18 protein-coding genes are annotated in these 15,944 nt (G+C 64.0%); 6 read left to right on the forward strand and 12 right to left on the reverse strand.

Annotation, left to right across the window (positions count from 1 at the left end):
- Positions 1-86 precede the first annotated feature (86 nt).
- The 4 genes from IVA75_RS18575 to IVA75_RS18590 all read right to left on the reverse strand — a co-directional run bounded on the left by IVA75_RS18575 (position 87) and on the right by IVA75_RS18590 (position 4,163).
- Entirely contained in the window at positions 87-2,240 is a 2,154-nt protein-coding gene (locus IVA75_RS18575) for a methyl-accepting chemotaxis protein (protein ID WP_247283191.1), read from the reverse strand.
- 164 nt (positions 2,241-2,404) lie between these two features.
- Complete coding sequence (locus tag IVA75_RS18580) at positions 2,405-3,130, reverse strand: outer membrane beta-barrel protein (RefSeq protein ID WP_027570056.1); 726 nt, start codon at positions 3,128-3,130, stop codon at positions 2,405-2,407.
- Positions 3,131-3,353: 223 nt separating this feature from the next.
- Complete coding sequence (locus IVA75_RS18585; RefSeq protein ID WP_247283193.1) at positions 3,354-3,674, reverse strand: hypothetical protein; 321 nt, start codon at positions 3,672-3,674, stop codon at positions 3,354-3,356.
- 84 nt (positions 3,675-3,758) lie between these two features.
- Positions 3,759-4,163, reverse strand: a complete 405-nt coding sequence (locus tag IVA75_RS18590) for a Rid family hydrolase (RefSeq protein WP_247283195.1) — start codon at positions 4,161-4,163, stop codon at positions 3,759-3,761.
- A gap of 115 nt (positions 4,164-4,278) precedes the next feature.
- Between IVA75_RS18590 and IVA75_RS18595 the strand changes: the two genes are divergently transcribed.
- Positions 4,279-5,046, forward strand: a complete 768-nt coding sequence (locus IVA75_RS18595; RefSeq protein WP_247283197.1) for a helix-turn-helix transcriptional regulator — start codon at positions 4,279-4,281, stop codon at positions 5,044-5,046.
- A gap of 42 nt (positions 5,047-5,088) precedes the next feature.
- Positions 5,089-5,379 (forward strand): hypothetical protein, encoded by a 291-nt coding sequence (locus IVA75_RS18600; protein ID WP_247283199.1) that lies wholly within the window; start codon positions 5,089-5,091, stop codon positions 5,377-5,379.
- Positions 5,380-5,512: 133 nt separating this feature from the next.
- On the opposite strand, the gene IVA75_RS18605 is transcribed toward IVA75_RS18600, so the two are convergent.
- Both IVA75_RS18605 and IVA75_RS18610 read right to left on the reverse strand, forming a co-directional pair.
- On the reverse strand, positions 5,513-5,722 hold the full coding sequence (locus IVA75_RS18605) for a hypothetical protein (protein ID WP_027570060.1): 210 nt from the start codon (positions 5,720-5,722) through the stop codon (positions 5,513-5,515).
- Positions 5,719-5,883: a hypothetical protein gene (locus tag IVA75_RS18610; RefSeq protein ID WP_197031214.1), complete on the reverse strand. Its 165-nt coding sequence runs from the start codon at positions 5,881-5,883 to the stop codon at positions 5,719-5,721. Before IVA75_RS18610 ends, IVA75_RS18605 begins: the two co-directional genes overlap by 4 nt.
- Before the next feature lie 339 nt (positions 5,884-6,222).
- Here IVA75_RS18610 and IVA75_RS18615 point away from each other — a divergent pair, with 339 nt between their 5' ends.
- Positions 6,223-6,492, forward strand: coding sequence for a hypothetical protein (locus IVA75_RS18615; protein WP_247283201.1), 270 nt, complete (start codon positions 6,223-6,225; stop codon positions 6,490-6,492).
- A 15-nt stretch (positions 6,493-6,507) separates the two neighbouring features.
- On the opposite strand, the gene IVA75_RS18620 is transcribed toward IVA75_RS18615, so the two are convergent.
- The 5 genes from IVA75_RS18620 to IVA75_RS18640 all read right to left on the reverse strand — a co-directional run bounded on the left by IVA75_RS18620 (position 6,508) and on the right by IVA75_RS18640 (position 12,109).
- The gene (locus IVA75_RS18620; RefSeq protein ID WP_247283202.1) at positions 6,508-8,127 is read right to left on the reverse strand and encodes an ABC transporter ATP-binding protein; all 1,620 of its coding nucleotides are present in this window, start codon (positions 8,125-8,127) and stop codon (positions 6,508-6,510) included.
- 2 nt (positions 8,128-8,129) lie between these two features.
- On the reverse strand, positions 8,130-8,969 hold the full coding sequence (locus IVA75_RS18625) for an ABC transporter permease (RefSeq protein WP_247283205.1): 840 nt from the start codon (positions 8,967-8,969) through the stop codon (positions 8,130-8,132).
- Positions 8,966-9,937 (reverse strand): ABC transporter permease, encoded by a 972-nt coding sequence (locus IVA75_RS18630; RefSeq protein WP_027570062.1) that lies wholly within the window; start codon positions 9,935-9,937, stop codon positions 8,966-8,968. The genes IVA75_RS18625 and IVA75_RS18630 overlap by 4 nt, the downstream gene beginning before the upstream one ends.
- Before the next feature lie 91 nt (positions 9,938-10,028).
- Positions 10,029-11,579, reverse strand: a complete 1,551-nt coding sequence (locus IVA75_RS18635; RefSeq protein WP_027570063.1) for an ABC transporter substrate-binding protein — start codon at positions 11,577-11,579, stop codon at positions 10,029-10,031.
- Between the two features lie 218 nt (positions 11,580-11,797).
- Positions 11,798-12,109 (reverse strand): hypothetical protein, encoded by a 312-nt coding sequence (locus IVA75_RS18640; RefSeq protein WP_027570064.1) that lies wholly within the window; start codon positions 12,107-12,109, stop codon positions 11,798-11,800.
- Positions 12,110-12,286: 177 nt separating this feature from the next.
- On the opposite strand from IVA75_RS18640, the gene irrA reads away from it, so the two are divergent.
- Positions 12,287-12,769 (forward strand): iron response transcriptional regulator IrrA, encoded by a 483-nt coding sequence (irrA, locus tag IVA75_RS18645; protein ID WP_247283207.1) that lies wholly within the window; start codon positions 12,287-12,289, stop codon positions 12,767-12,769.
- 7 nt (positions 12,770-12,776) lie between these two features.
- Here irrA and IVA75_RS18650 read toward each other — a convergent pair whose 3' ends face one another.
- A complete protein-coding gene (locus tag IVA75_RS18650; protein WP_247283209.1) occupies positions 12,777-14,327 on the reverse strand; it encodes a winged helix-turn-helix domain-containing tetratricopeptide repeat protein in 1,551 nt (516 codons plus the stop codon).
- A gap of 134 nt (positions 14,328-14,461) precedes the next feature.
- Between IVA75_RS18650 and mddA the strand changes: the two genes are divergently transcribed.
- Positions 14,462-15,247: a methanethiol S-methyltransferase gene (gene mddA / locus IVA75_RS18655; RefSeq protein WP_027570067.1), complete on the forward strand. Its 786-nt coding sequence runs from the start codon at positions 14,462-14,464 to the stop codon at positions 15,245-15,247.
- A gap of 230 nt (positions 15,248-15,477) precedes the next feature.
- Entirely contained in the window at positions 15,478-15,900 is a 423-nt protein-coding gene (locus IVA75_RS18660) for a GFA family protein (RefSeq protein WP_247283211.1), read from the forward strand.
- Positions 15,901-15,944 lie beyond the last annotated feature (44 nt).

Raw genomic sequence — 15,944 nt, forward strand, 5'->3', positions numbered from 1 at the left:
CTTAAACCCGCCGCCCCCGCCGCGCCAGCCGAAAAAGGACGCTGGCGGGGTCCGCATAGCGGTCATTCCGGGTTACGGAACGGCGCCTACGCCGCCCGCATGTTGTTGAGGAACGCGTCGATCTCTCCGCGCAGCATGTCGGCCTCGCGGCGGAGCGCGTCGGAGGCGCCGAGCACCTCGTTCGCCGCTGCGCCGGCCTCCGCCGAAGCCGTGGAGACGCCGACGATGTTGCTGGAAACCTCGCTGGTGCCGCCGGCGGCATGCTGGATGTTGCGGGCGATCTCGCGGGTCGCCGCGCCCTGTTCCTCGACCGCGGCGGCGATGGTCGTGGTGACGTCGTTGATCTCGCCGATGATCCGGCCGATGCCCTGGATGGCGCCGACGGCCGAAGTCGTCACTGACTGCATGCTGGCGATCTGGCTGCGGATCTCCTCCGTCGCTTTGGCGGTCTGGCTCGCGAGGCTCTTCACCTCGGAGGCGACCACCGCGAAGCCACGACCGGCTTCACCCGCGCGCGCCGCCTCGATGGTGGCGTTGAGCGCCAGCAGATTGGTCTGCGAGGCAATGGTCTGGATCAGGTCGACCACCACGCTGATGCGGCTCGCGCTGTCGGCGAGGCTCTGCATCGTGGCATCGGTCGCGCCGGCTTCGTCGACCGCCTTCCTGGCGATCGCGGCCGAGGTCACGACCTGCTTGCTGATCTCCTCGATCGAGGATGAGAGCTGCTCGGTGCCTGATGATACGGTCTGCACGTTGACCGAGGTCTCTTCGGCTGCGGAGGCAACCGCGTTCACCAGCGCATTGGACTGGTCTGCCGTGTTCGACATGCTCTGCGCGGTCGATTGCATCGAATTGGCTGACTGCGCGAGATTGTCGAGTGCGGTGCGGACCGCGCCCTCGAATTCTGCAATCTTCGCTTCCATCTGCGCCGCACGCTCGGCCTTGGCGACGCGATCCCTGTCTTGCTCGCTCGCAAGCGCGCGAGCTTCGATCATGCTGTCGCGGAACACCGTCAGCGTTTCCTTCATCGCGCCGATCTCGTCGTTCTGCCGGGAGCGGACGATCTCGGTGTCGAGGTCGCCGGCCGAGAGCAACTGCATGGCGCGTTGAAGCTCGCGAATGCGGCGCAGGATGTTGCGGCCGACATAGAGCCAGACGAACAGCGCCGAGCCGACCAGCGTCAGAGCGCCGAGTGCCAGCATCGCGGTGGTCGCAAGCGAGATCTCATGCCGCGCCTGGAAGGTCGACGCGTTGGTCTCCTTCTGCACGCCCTCGACGAGCTGCTGCACGCTGATGCCGAGGCCGACATTGAGCTTGCGGGTCTCGTCCAGGATGGTCTGGCCGTAGTCGATCGCGTCGAGCTCTTTCTGGCGGATCTTGAACACGCCGGACTTGCCTTCGCCGAAGGCGAACAGCTTTTGCACGGTGTCGCGCACCGCCTGCATCGAGGCCATGTTCGGCAGGTCCTCGAGATTCGACTTGACGCGGTCGCGCGTCGCCTTGAACTCCTTCTCGATCGCCTCCAGCGTATCGCTGTTGTTGGCCGACAGCGCCGCCATCATGTCGGCGGCCATCAGATTGCCGTTGGCGGAGATGGTCGCGACCTGGGAGACGGTGCGGGCGGCTTCGGTGGCATCGTCGGCGGAAACTTCCGCCGCGCCGAGGATCGCGTTCAGGCGCGTTTGCGCATCCAGCATGGCAGGACCGGCCGCACCGACGAAGGTGAGCTGCGCCTTGCGGAGCGCTTCATATTGCTTGTCGTGCAGTGCGCCGGTATCCAGCCGTTCGCGCGCGGCCGACACCAGGCTCTGGGTCGCCTCGTCGATGCTCTTGGCAGTGTCGCGCAACGCGGTTGCGATCTGCTTGTCGGCGCCGAGCTCGATGATCTCGCCGAGCTTGGCCATGGCGAGCTGCTGGATCTCCTGCACCTTCTTGGTGCGTTCGTTCAGCGCCTCGTCGGACGGCGACGCGAGGAGGCCCGGCCCCTGTGCCGCAAGCGTTGCGCTTTGCGATGCGAGTTGAAGGCTGGCGGAAAGGCGCGGGATGTCCCGGCCGCTCAGGTCCATCATGGTGCTGCCGAGATGGTTGAAGACGAAGCCGGCGCCGGCTGCAATCACGAGGCCCATGCCCGCGATCACCGCGAAGGCCGTGAACAGGCTGCCGCGCACGCCCCATGTCGGCATTTTGAAACGAGGCCGGATACGACCAAGCAAGCGGCCAAGGCCCAGACGGATCGCCATCGAAATTCCCCCACGCGTGATCTTTATGTTTTCGCCGCGGAGTATCCTCGGGCCAGGTTAAAAAATCGCAAGTTGCTCAATCGGTTGCGTACGTTCCGCACAGCGAAAAAAGAAGGGCCGGCAATGATGCCGGCCCTTCATCATGATAAGATCTTGGTAACCGTTCAGTAGCGCGCGACCGCCGAGTTGGCCCAGTTGAAGCGGTAGTTGACGCCCGCCTTGATGGTGTGGTCGTCGGTGGTGAAGTTGCCGGTGCCCGCCAGCGGACCACCGGTGAAGTGCGCGTCGCCGAAATTGTAGTACTGGTACTCGGCCTTGGCCGACCAGTTCGGGGCGAACATGTATTCGAGGCCGGCGCCGACGGTGTAGCCGTTGCGGTGATCGCCCGTGATGACGAAGGCCGCCGGCACGCCGCCAACAGTGACCTTCTCGTTGTTGTCCGAATAAGCGTAGCCACCCTTCACATAGAGCAGGCCCGGACCCCAGGTGTAGCCGACGCGGCCGGTGATCGAGCCGAGACCGCGCTGGTCGTTGGTGTAGGCGACGCCGCCCGGGAACACCGCGCCGACGCTGCCGGAGAGCCAGGAATACTGGCCTTCGACGCCGACAACGAAGTTCGGGTTGAACTGCCAGTCCGCGCCGGCCTGCAGACCGCCGAGGAAACGGCCGTTGCCGTTGTTGCCGGTGGAGAGGCCGCTGAAATTGTTGTCGCTGGAGAACGCGCCGCCGACATGGCCGCCGATGTAGAAGCCGGTCCAGTTGTAGATCGGCGCGGCATAGGCGGGCGCGGGCGCCTTATAGTAATTGCGGTTACCGAGATCGGCACCGACCGCCGGCGCGGCAGCGCCCACCACGAGCAGCGCAACGGTCGCAAACAGAATCTTCTTCATCGTCCAAACTCCAACACTTAGGTCCGCGGCAGGCGCGCTTTCCGCGCCGTCGTTGGTTCTGCAGATAGCTCGCTTTTGACGAAAATGCTGTCACATCCGTGGCACAGCGGCAGCCAACCTAACTTATTGGGCTGTAAATGATTTTCGTGCTTAATGGCGGCTTAAGAAGTGGTGAAGGAAGGCTTAACTCGGCGCTATCAGGGTAACTTGCGCGCGCATCTCGTTAACCAAGGCGGCGCCGCGCCTCATCGCGCATCTGTTCGCGGAATGCAGCGCGCTTTGCGGGCCGGTCTTCCTCGCGCACGTCGTGACGATCGAACACGTCGAACTTCTCCAGGATCGGATAGCGCTCGCTCGCCATCGCGAGCACGCGCAGCACCTTGGTCGCCGACGGTGTCGGGCCGCTCACCTCCCAGCGCCGGATGGTGTCGGCGCCGCCCTTCTCCGGCAATCCGCAAAGCCGGGCCATGTCGGCCGCGGTGAGCTTGCGCTCGAGGACCTCCGAGAGATCGTGGCGGAGTTGCTTTAGTTCGGGACCGGTCATGTCGCCTCAATACGCGAAGTCGATGAGGTGAATGCACTAGCGCTGATTCGGGTCCATCCGAAGGCGGGCAATCCGCGCCTGACCTCATCCATGTTGCCTCGCCAGCGCGACGCAATCGACCTCGATGTCAAATGGCCCAGGCCAAGATGGAACGTGCAGGAAGATGCGCGCCGGTGAACAGTCCTGGAAGTAACGGGCATAGACCTCGTTGAACGTGGCGAAATGCGCGGGATCGGGCGTACAATAGACATTGCACTTGATCACCTCCGCCAGCGACGACCCCGCCGCTTCCAGGCAGCATTTCATCTGGTCGAGCACGATCTCGGCCTGCCGCTCGAACGGTAGTGTTCGGACCTCGCCCGTTTCGGGATCGAATGGCGGCAGGCCGGATAGATAGACGAAGCCTTCGACGACGACGACCGGATAGATCGGGCCTCTGCGGCGGCGCTCCAGATAGGTCGATATCGGCTCCACGCGGATGCGTTTCATGCTGGGCCTCCGGATTGTGTCGGAGCCACGGTAGAGCGCGCTCGGCGTCCAATGGTTCGGCCGCGGCCAAACCATCACCGTTGTCGTGCCGGGACGGTCGCGATACGCTTTCTCCATGGTCGCAGCGGCAAACATGGTCGAGGTGGCGGCACTGGTCGGCGATACCGCGCGGGCCACGATGCTGGCGGCGCTGATGGGCGGGCAGGCCCTGACCGCGAGCGAACTGGCGGCGCGCGCGCGAATATCGAGGTCGACGGCAAGCGGACATCTCGGCAAGCTGGTCGGGGCGCGGCTGCTCATCGTGACGCAGAAACGTCGCAACCGCTATTACCGCATCGCGTCTCCTTTGGTGGCCAGGATGCTGGAGAGCATCAAGGCCGTCGCCGCCATCGAGGTTCCGCCGCGTCATCAGTCACGCTCGATCGCCGACGATCAACTTCGCTTTGCGCGCACCTGCTACGACCATCTGGCCGGCTATCTCGGCGTCGCCATCGCCGACGCCCTCGTCGCCAAAGCGCACGTCGTGCTCACCGATGACGGCGGAGAGGTAACGGCCTCCGGAACGCATTTCCTCTCCGCGTTCGGCGCGGTGCTGGAGCCGAAATCCGGAAGCAGGCGAATCTTCTGCCGCCCATGCCTGGACTGGAGCGAGCGTCGCTTTCACGTCGCCGGTCACGTCGGCGCAGAGATTCAACGTTGCTGCCTGGAGCGCGGCTGGCTGAGACGGGACCGCGACACGCGGATCGTGCACGTCACGCCAGCCGGACAAATCGGCTTGCGCAAGACATTCGGCATCCATCTGAGCGGTAACGGCAACCGGTCCGCGGCATCTTCGCCCGCGCACGAAGTTATGAATGGGGTGCCCATGGAAATTCGCCGCTGAATGAACAAATGCCAAGGGGGCGGCAGAATGAAGTGATCAGCCATGACAAGCATCAAACCCGCCATCGCCGCCCTCGTCACCATCGGGCTGCTTGCCGCGCCGTTCGCGGCTGAAGCCAAAAAGCACCGGTCAATCCGATCTTACAGCACCGGCGTGGTGGCTCCGAATTATGGGAGCGCCGGATCGTTGGCAGCACAGCCCAGAGCCTACGGGTCGAGCGGACAGTCGGTCGGGACGGTCACGGCGCCATCGATCGGTACGTATAATTGGCCGTCCGTCGGCGTGACCAACGCAGTCCCGACCTGGAACAACACCAACCCGCCCATCCGATAGGCGCGCCTGTCCGGCGAGCCAATGCCGGTCACCCTGCGCCGGTCGCAAGGCCAGAGAAGATCAAGCGCGACCAGCAATGTTCATGGCGGTGGACCAGGCATTTCGGATCGTTCAGGGACAGCGCAGCCCGATCCTAAATTCCCCGACCGACCTGTTGGCCGATCACGCAGCGCCATCCGGCGAGGCGCTCGGCTGGATGCTGGTTCATCCATTCGGCGAGCTGTGGCGCACCCATCAGGCACGATTGCATCGAGACGTCGGCGAAGTCGGATGTGGTGACGGTTTGCTCATGACAGTTCGCTGGAGAGGCGAGGTTGCAGAGCACGGCAATGATCTTGATCACGCGAGGTTTCCTCCGTCGCTGCGACGCGCGGAGGCTCCGCTCGATCGTTCGCCTACCGGATCAGCCGGCGGGAAGATGCTGTCGTAGATCGCGCGCGCTTCCTGGATGAGGCGAATGCGCTCGCGCTCGGATTTCGAGACAAACTCAATAACCTGGCCCATGTCGGCTCCAATAGATCCTCAATCCATCATCACATGATGGAAATCATTTCATGCGGATGTGGGGTGCCGGCTTCGGCTTTGCAGCCGTGCGGGCGGTCACGAGGGATAAAAAGCCCGTGAGTATTCCGTTCCTGAAGTGGAACGAGATACCTTCAGCGATGCGCCGGTCTCACGACGCATCTGTTCGGCCGGATCGCTTCAGCTTCGTGATGACGTGTTGAGCTCTGCGGTGTGAGGGCATTGCGGCACATTTTCTCGCGCGCGGAGTTGTAGATCACTCAGTGCACGTGCGCCTGACGAACGGCATTGCGATTGAGAGACCGCCCGAAAGGATCAGCCATGACAACAACGAAACGCTCCATTGCTGCACTCATTGCTCTCGGATTGGCCGCAGCGCCACTCGCTGTCAACGCACAGACGTCGGCGACAGGTACACCAGGCAGCACGAGCGGACGCACCGGAGCGCCGGTACAGCAAGGGACTATCGGAAGTTCCGGGCAGACCGTCGGGACCGTGACAGCGCCCTCGGTCGGAACGTCCAACCAGCCCTCCGTCGGCGTAACAAACTCAGTCCCCTCCTGGAACAACACGAATCCTCGACCGAAGTAGCCGCAATCGGCTGACTTACGCTGCCGGCGCGCGCTCCTTGCGCCCCGGCACCGCCGCGAGCAGTTCGCGCGTATAGGCATGTTCGGGCGCGGCGAACAGCTGCGCGGTCGGCTTCAGCTCGACTATGACGCCGCGCTGCATCACGGCGATTCGGTCGCAGATCTGGGCGGCAACGCGTAGATCGTGGGTGATGAACAGCATCGAGAGGCCGAGGCGGGCCTTGAGGTCTTCGAGCAGCCTCAGGACCTGCGCCTGCACGGAGACGTCGAGCGCCGAGACGGCCTCATCCGCGACGATGATCTCGGGCTCGAGCGCGAGCGCGCGCGCGATGCCGATGCGCTGGCGCTGGCCGCCGGAGAATTCATGCGGATAGCGCTCGAGGGCGCCGGCATCGAGGCCGACCATCTTGAGGAGATCGCGGGCGCGGTCGAACGCGACTTTCGGATCGGTACCGGCCGCGATCGGGCCGTCGGCGATGATATGACCGACCTTGCGGCGCGGATTGAGCGAAGCGAACGGATCCTGGAAGATCATCTGGATGCGATGGCGCTCGGCGCGTAGCGCCTTGCCCGCGAGCTTTGTGAGATCGGTCTCGCCGATCCGCACGGTGCCGCGATCAGCCTCGATCAGCCGCATCACAAGCCGGGCCACCGACGATTTCCCGGAACCGGATTCGCCGACCAGGCCGAGCGTCTCGCCCTTGAGAATCGTGAAGTTGACTTCGCGCGCGGCATCGACGCGGCGGTCCTCGCGAAACCAGCCGCCCGAGGTGACGTAGGTCTTGTCCAGTCCGATCACCTCGACCGCCTTGGCCCGGTCGTCGAGGGCGCTGCGGGCGGGCGGGTCCATCGAGGGCACGGCGGCGAGCAGCGCCTTGGTGTAGTCGTGCTGCGGCGCGTTGAAGACGGCCGAGGCGGGGCCTTCCTCGACCACCTTGCCGTGGCGCAACACGACGACCTGGTCGGCGATGTCGGCGACCACGCCGAAATCATGGGTGATGAACATCACCGCCATGTTGCGATTGCGCTGGAGGTTGCGGATCAGTTTCAGGATCTGCGCTTGCGTGGTGACGTCGAGCGCTGTTGTCGGCTCGTCCGCGACCAGCACCGCCGGTTCGAGCGCGAGCGCCATCGCGATCATGGCGCGCTGGCGCTGGCCGCCGGAGAGCTGGTGTGGATAGGCGCGCACGATGCGCTCGGGATCGGGGAGGCCGACCTCGCGCGCCAGCGACAGCGCCTTGGCGCGCCGTTCCCTCGGCGTGAGCAACCCGTGCGCCTCGAACATCTCCGCCATTTGGTCGCCGATCCGCATCAACGGATTGAGCGCGGTCATCGGCTCCTGAAAGATCATCGCGAGCCGGCGGCCGCGCAGATCGCGCCAGCCGTCGTCGTCGAGCTTGAGCAGGTCGCGGCCTTCGAACTCGATCTCGCCGGAGGTGACGGTGACCGTGTCAGGCAACAGGCCCATCAGCGCATGCGCGCACATCGATTTGCCCGAGCCGGATTCGCCGACGACGCAGACGATCTTGCCCGGCCGCAGATCGAGCGAGACGCCGTCGACCGCGAATGGCCGTTCCGCGCCCTTGGGCAGCGCGATCCGCAAGTTCTTGATGGAGACGGCGGGCGGTGCGGTCATGATCAGCGGCCCTCCCGTGACAGCCGCGGATTGAGCGCGTCGTTGAGGCCTTCGCCGATCAAATTGAGGCCGAGCACCGAGATCAGGATCGCGACGCCGGGAAATACGGTGATCCACCAGGCCTGGCGGATCACGGTACGGCCGGCACCGACCATGTAGCCCCAGGAGATCAGATTGGGATCGCCGAGGCCGAGGAACGCCAGCGAGGATTCCAGCAGGATCGCGGTCGCCACCATCAGCGAGGCCAGCACGATCACCGGCGACAACGTGTTCGGCAGGATTTCGCGCAGGATGATCCAGGTGTTGCTCTGGCCCGTGACCACCGCGGCCTGGACGTACTCCCGCGTGCGCAACGACAGCACCTCGCCGCGGACGAGGCGCGCGACCGGCGGCCAGCTTACCAGCGCGATCGAGGCGACGATCGAATAGATCGAGGGCTGCAGGATCGCGACCAGCACGATCGCGAGCGCAAAGCTCGGAATGGTCTGGAAGAACTCGGTGAAGCGCATCAGGGCGTCGTCGACCCTGCCGCCAAAATAGCCGGCCATGGCGCCGATGGGAACGCCGACGACCAGCGCCACCAAGGTGGAGACCATGCCGACGAGCAGCGAGACGCGTGCGCCAAAGATCATTCCCGCGAACACGTCGCGGCCGAGTGCATCGGTGCCGAGCGGCACGGTCGCGAGCGTGAACGGCGGCAGGAACGGCCGCTGCACCATGCGCCAGGGCGAGTTCGGGAACAGCATCGGACCAAACAACGCGACCGAGATCGCAAGGAGCAGGATGATGAGCCCGATGACGCCGCTCGGGCTCCTCAGCATCGATTTCCAGAACTGGTTCATGTGGTGAATTCGATGCGCGGGTCGACCAGGCGATAAACCAGGTCGGTGATGAGGTTGAAGATCAGGACCATGGCGGAGCAGATCACGAAGACGCCGAGCAGCAGATTGTAGTCGCGCTGGAGCAGGGCGTCGTACATCAGGCGTCCGATGCCGGGCCAGGCGAACACGGTCTCGGTGATGACGGCGCCGCCGATCAGGGTGCCAGAGTGGACGCCGGCGAGCGTCACGACGGGGAGCAGCGCGTTGCGCAGGACGTGGCGACGCTGGATCACGGCATCGGAGAGGCCTTTGGCGCGCGCGGTCTTGACGAAGTCGAGACGCTTCACCTCCAGCATCGAGGCGCGCGTCATGCGGGTGTAGGTCGCCATAAAGAACAGGCCGAGCGTCATCGCCGGCATGATCAGGTGCTTTGCCACATCGACGGCATGAGCGAAGCCGGTGAAGTTGGCGCCGACGGTCTCGTAGCCGAAGCTCGGCAGCCAATCCATGGTGACCGAAAACAGCAGGATGCTCATGAGCGCCACCCAGAAGATCGGCATTGCGTAGAATATCAGGGCAAAGACGGTGATCGCGGTGTCGAGAAAGGTTCCGGCAAAGCGCGCGGCGAAGGTGCCGAAGAGAATGCCGAGTACGAGCGAGATCGCAAACGCCGTCAGCGTCAGCAGCAATGTCGCGGGCAGTCGTTCGCCGATCAGCTTCGCGACCGGTGCCTGCTGGCGGAACGAGAAGCCGAGGTCGAGGGTAGCAATGCCCTTGACGTAGATGAAGAGCTGCTCAGGCAGCGGCTTGTCCAGACCGAACTTCTCCCTGAGCTGCTGGACGAAGATCTGGTCGCTGGCGCCCGCCTCGCCCGCCATCACGACGGCGGGATCGCCGGGCGCGAGCCGGATCAGGAAGAAATTGAGGACGACGATCGCAAGCAGGACGATCACGCCCTTCGCGATACGCTGAGCGACAAAGGAGAGCATCTAGAGGATCATATCGGTGACGTGACCTGGAGCGACAGAGATGGAGCGATCACCTCTCCCCGCGAGCGGGGAGAGGTGACGGAGGCAGCCCTCACTTGTCCAGCCATGCATCCTTGAAGCCGTCATTGACGCCGATGCCGGTCGTGATCAGGTTCTTGACCTTGCAGCGCATGATGGTCGGGAATTGCAGCTCGAGCATCCAGGCCACCGGCACGTCCTCGACCAGGATCTTCTGCGCCTTCTCGTAGATCTCCTTGCGCTTGGAGTCGGGCGTCGCCACCGCGCCGTCGGCGAACAGCTTGTCGATTTCCGGGTTGGAGTAACCCTCGACGTTGTTGAACACCTGGCCCTTGGCGATGGCGCTGGAGACGTAGTTGCGACCGACGCCGAGGGCCGGATCGCCGTACTGGTAGAGATAGGTGAAGGCAATGTCGTAGTCCCAGTCGCCGATCTTCTGGTTGCCGCCGGCGACGTCAGTGGCGATGGTCTCGATGTTCATGCCGACGTCCTGGAGGTTCTGCTTCACGGCTTCACCCCAGCGCTGCCAGGTCTCGCCATAGGCGAGCGGCAGAAGGCGGATCTTCTCGCCCTTGTAGCCGGCTTCCTTCAGCAGCGCCTTGGCCTTGGCGGGATCGTAAGGGTATTTCGGCACGTCGTCGGTGTAGTATTTGATGGTCGAGGCCGACGGGCCGGTTGCGACCTTGCCGAGCCCGTTCCAGATCACGTCCTTGGCGAAGTCGCGGTCGATCGCAAACATCACCGCCTGCCGCACCCGCTTGTCGGCGAGCGGACCCTGGCGATTGTTGAGCCACAGCCAGGCCAGCGGCGAGAAGAACTCCCAGCCGGCGCCGGTGACGCAGGTGTCCTTCAGCTTGGACAGCCGCGGCACGTCGAAATTCTCGACCGAGCCGCCGGGCAGCACGTCGACCTTGCCGGTCTCATACGCCACCGAGCGCGCCGCGGCATCGGGAATGATCTGCCAGTAGATCTCGTCGAGATAGGGCTTGCCCTTCTCGTAATAGTTCGGGTTCTTGACCAGGCGGATGAATGAGCCCTTCTGCCATTCCTTGAACATGAAGGGGCCGGTGCCGACGGGGGCGTTGTTGTAGGGATTGGTCTTCCAGTCGGTGCCTTCATAAAGATGCTTCGGCACCATCGGCATCGAGCCGACCTCGAAGATGCCGAGGAACGGGCCGAACGGCTGCTTCAGAGTGAACACCACCGTGTAGTCGTCGGGAGCCTCGACCTTGTCGACCTGCGCCAGATTGTTGCGGGCGCGCGCGTGGGTCTGTTTCAGCATCTCGAGCGAGAACAGCACGTCGGCGGCGGTGAAGGGCTTGCCGTCATGCCACGTCACGCCCTTCCTGAGCTTGAATGTGTAGGTTTTTGCGTCCTCGCTGACACTCCAGCTCTCGGCGAGCTCCGGCTGCGGTTCGAGCTTGGGGCTGTAGCGAAGCAGGCCTTCGAAAATGTTGCCCGACACCATCTGCACCGGGCCGTTCTGGACCATTGCCAGCATCAGGCCGGGCGGCTCGGGCTGAATCACGGCATTGATCGCTCCACCCGCTTTCGGCTCTTGCGCCAGTGCCGGGGCCGCGAGACCACAAGCCAGGAGGACACCAAGCAACACTCGTTTTGACATGTCGTATCTTTCTCAAGCGAGACCAGCCGCAAACGCTTCGCACGTCATGGCGCGCAAAGCTATGGCCGGCCCATCCCAGTCCCCATCCGGGATCGAGGCTCACACAGTCTCGTTCGGCGCCGCAAGATGAAAGTCTCGACAGTGTTCGCACAAAAAATGTACAGCGCGTCCTGTTATGGCATTTGACGGCCAAGCCGGCGCCGCCGCGCCGCACGGCTTCAGGAGGGCCGCAGCACCCGTTGCAACTCGGCAAGCGCATCCGCGAGTTGCTCCCGGTGCGCGATGTCGTCCTTGGGGATGGCTGCGACACTGCCCGCGAGCTCGCGCAGGATTCCGGCGAGCAGGCCGAAATTGAGGTGCAGGTGCACCGATTTGCGTTCCTCCGCCGTCCCCGGATGCTGCAGCACCAGCGCAACGCCGCTGCCGTCGAGGCGAGCCTCGAACCGCGATGAATGCCCGAAGGTGCCGACATAGAACTTGTCGGGATATTCGAGCGCGATCTCTGCCTTGTCGGGAACCGGCTTGGACATGCGAGCCTCATTGATGTCAGGCTATTCTGGCCGGGAATAAACTCGGCCGCCTTGCGATAGGTCAGAGGCGGGCTCGTTCCGGATTTGATCGGGATCAAAGCCGGGCTGCCGCTTCTGCGATCTGATGGCAGGACGCGTGAAGCCCCGCGTGCCCGGTCAACTGCGAGTGCATCGGCGATGAACGTCCATTCCACCCCACCCGAAGCGGATTCAGACGATATCGCCATCTCCTTCGCGGACGAGGCGTCGGCACGTTGCGCGCAACTGCTCGGCGATGCCGGCCTCAGGCTGACGCGCCACCGTCTGGCGCTTGGTCAAATGCTGTTCCTCTGCCCCCATCGTCATGTGACAGCGGAGGGGCTTTATGAAGAAGCGACGGCCGCCAATCTGCGGCTGTCGCTTGCGACCGTCTACAACACGCTGAACCAGTTCACCGAAGCCGGCCTGTTGCGCCGGATCGCGGCCGACGGCATCAAGTCGTTCTTCGACACCGATACGTCCGTGCATCCGCATTTCTACCTCGAAGGCGAGGATGTGCTGGTCGACGTCACCGACCGCCTGACCTTCACCAGGATACCCGGGGCGCTTCCGGGCCACGAGATCGCGCGGCTCGACGTCGTCGTCCATCTGCGCCGGAAGCGCGACGCAGACCCGGCATGAGGATCGTCTAGCGCAAGCCCGCCCGCCGAAATCCTTCCAGATAGTGCTCGCGGTCGGCCTCGTTGGCCCACGGCAATTGCGTCGCGATCCAGTGCAACGAGATGTTGGGCTGGGTGCGGCGGAGCTCGCCCAGCGCCATCTCCGCAACCATGCCGTCGCCGGTCATACCGGCAGAAACCGCCAGCACGCGGTAGGCGCCGGTGAGGTCGCCGCGGTGGCGGATCGCCTCGCGCGCGAGCGCGATGGCCTCGCCATAGCGCCGCTCGGTGAAGCGGGCATAGCCGGCGATGCCATGATAGATCGCCAGGGATGGATCGCGCGGCGAGAGCCGCATTGCCCTCTGCGCTGCCTCGAATGAATCCTTCGGTCGCCCGGCATAGGACAGCGCCAGTGCGTAATAGCCCTGCGCCAGCGAGAAGTTTGGATTGAGCGCGAGCGCCTGCTCGAACTCGGACAGTGCGTCTGCAAGCCTTCGCGTCGAGAAGTAGACGCTGCCGAGCGCGGCGTGCGCCCAGGCATCCTCGTGGTCGCAGCGCACCGCGGCGAGCGCGGCGGCTTCCGCCACCGGCGCCACCAGCGCAAGCTCGGCCCAGCCGAGATGCACGCCGAACATGTGGTTTGCCGCGAGCACCGACAGCGCCTGACCGTAGTTCGGGTCGATCCCGATCGCGCGTTCCAGCAGCACCCGTGCGGTCTCGTGATCCCGCCGCGTCACGCGCCAGTAATGCGACAGCGCTCGCATCAGGAGATCCCAGGCATCCAGGCTCGCGGGGGGCTTGCGATGGGCGCGAAAACTTTCCGCCGCATGAATCTGCGGCTCGATCGCCGCGGCGATCGCGTTGGTGATTTCGTCCTGCACGGCGAACACGTCGACCAGCTCACGGTCGTAGCGTTCGGCCCAGAGATGGCTGCCGGTCGTGGCGTCGTTGAGCTGAGCCGTGATGCGCACCCGGTTGTCCGACTTGCGCACGCTGCCTTCGACGACGTAGCGGACGCCCAGTTCCTCGGCGATCTGCCGGATGTGGACCGCGCGGCCCTTGTAGGTGAAGGACGAGTTGCGGGCGATCACCATGAACCAGCGCTGCTTCGACAGCGCGGTGAGGATGTCCTCGCTGATGCCGTCGCCGAAATAGTCCTGTGCGGGATCGCCGCTCATGTTCTCGAAAGCGAGCACCGCGACCGCCGGACGGTCCGCCTGGGCGCGCGGCAGAACAGCGACGGGTTGCGCAGGCGCCGTCGCGGCTGCCACTTCTTCCCGAACTTCGCCGACGAAACGAAAGCCCTTGCGCGGAATGGTCTTGATCAGGCGCTGGCTCGCACCGTCGTCGCCGAGCGCCTTGCGCGCGGCGTTGATCCGGCTGTTCAGGGCGGAATCAGAGATGATCCGATCGCTCCAGATCTGGCTGATCAGGTCATCCTTGCTGACCACACGGGTGCGCTGCGCCACCAGATAGAGCAGGAGATCGAACACCTGCGGCTGCAACGGCACGGCGGCGCCGCTGCAGGTGAGTTCCCGCAGGTCGCCGTCGAGCACGTTGTTTTCAAAGCGAAATCGCACGTTTCTGTCGTCTCAAGCAAAAATCAAAGTCGTCTCAGGCGAAAATCAACCGTCCGCGAAAGTCTTGAGACCTCCGGTGCGGCATGGTGCAGCGACCAATGAAGTGCCGGCGTTTTGGCACAACGGAGCTGTTTATGACCCAAATTGATCATCAGGTTCATCCTATCGGCCCGGTTGCGGGCTCACGCATTTTCAAGTTCATCGCATTTCTGTACGGAATTGCGGCGTATCTCGTGTTTTTCGTCACCATTCTCTACGCCATCGGCTTCGTCATGGGGCTGGTGGTGCCGAAGACCATCGACACCGGGACCGACACGCCCGTGGCCGAGGCCGTCATCATCAATCTGCTCCTGATGGCCCTGTTTGCGGTCCAGCATAGCGTGATGGCGCGCCGGCAATTCAAGGCCTGGTGGACGCAGTACGTCCCCAAGCCGGTCGAGCGCAGCACCTATGTGCTGTTTGCGAGCCTGTCATTGCTCCTCCTGTTCTGGCAGTGGCGTCCGCTGCCCACGGTCGTATGGGACGTCGCGAACCCGGATCTTGCTGTGACGATCGTCACGCTGTCGCTGGTGGGCTGGGTCCTGGTATTCACCTCGACCTTCATCATCAATCACTTCGAGTTGTTCGGATTGCATCAGGTGACCAATCATCTCGTCGGCAAGGAGGCGTCGCCGCCGCGCTTCAAGACGCCGTTGCTATACAAGTTCGTCCGTCATCCGATCTATCTCGGCTTCATCATCGCGTTCTGGGCAGCGCCGGTCATGACCGCGGGCCATCTGCTGTTCGCCGCCGTGACCACGCTCTACATCTTCGTCGGCATCGCGCTGGAGGAGCACGACCTCATCGATCTCTTCGGTGACGAGTACCGGCAGTACAAACAACGGGTCTCGATGCTTATTCCCTGGCGCAAGTCGGTATAGCTTGCGCGTCGTTCGGCCGCGTCCGCCGAAAGGAGGATGCGCGGCGGCGCCGAGGCGCGTAACGGATCCTGCCGGACGCAACCTTCAACGCTTCCCGGGGTGATCCCCCTCACCCCGGCGTTACCTGCGCGAGCGAAGCTCGTCGCGCCCCCCCGCGTTCGTTTTTGCCGAGTTATCGGCAAACAGGAGCGGGGAGAGGAATCTGAACAATCATCAACGGAGACGACCTAATGAAACATGTTGGAAACTGCTTCTGTGGCGCAGTCACGATCGAGGTCACGGGCGCGCCGGAGGCGATGGGCTATTGCCATTGCAACTCGTGCCGCTCGTGGTCGGGCGGTCCGGTGAACGCCTTCAGCCTGTGGAAGCCCGAAGCCGTGGGCATCACCGAAGGTGCTCAGAATGTCGAGACCTTTGCGAAGACGCCGCTCAGCCAGCGCAAATATTGTAAGAAGTGCGGCGGCCACCTCATGACCAACCATCCGCCGCTCGGCCTGGTCGACGTCTTCACCGCCACCATTCCCACCCTCGCCTTCGCGCCCGGCGTCCACGTCAACTACGCCGAGACGGTGCTGCCAATGCGCGACGGCCTGCCCAAACTCAAGGATTTCCCGGCGGAGTTTGGCGGCAGCGGCGAGATGATGCAGGAATGATGCGCTTTCTTCTCTCCTCTCCCCGCAAGCGGGGAGAGGAGAGA

This window comes from Bradyrhizobium sp. 134 (genome assembly GCF_023074155.1).
In the GTDB taxonomy this organism is placed as follows: domain Bacteria; phylum Pseudomonadota; class Alphaproteobacteria; order Rhizobiales; family Xanthobacteraceae; genus Bradyrhizobium.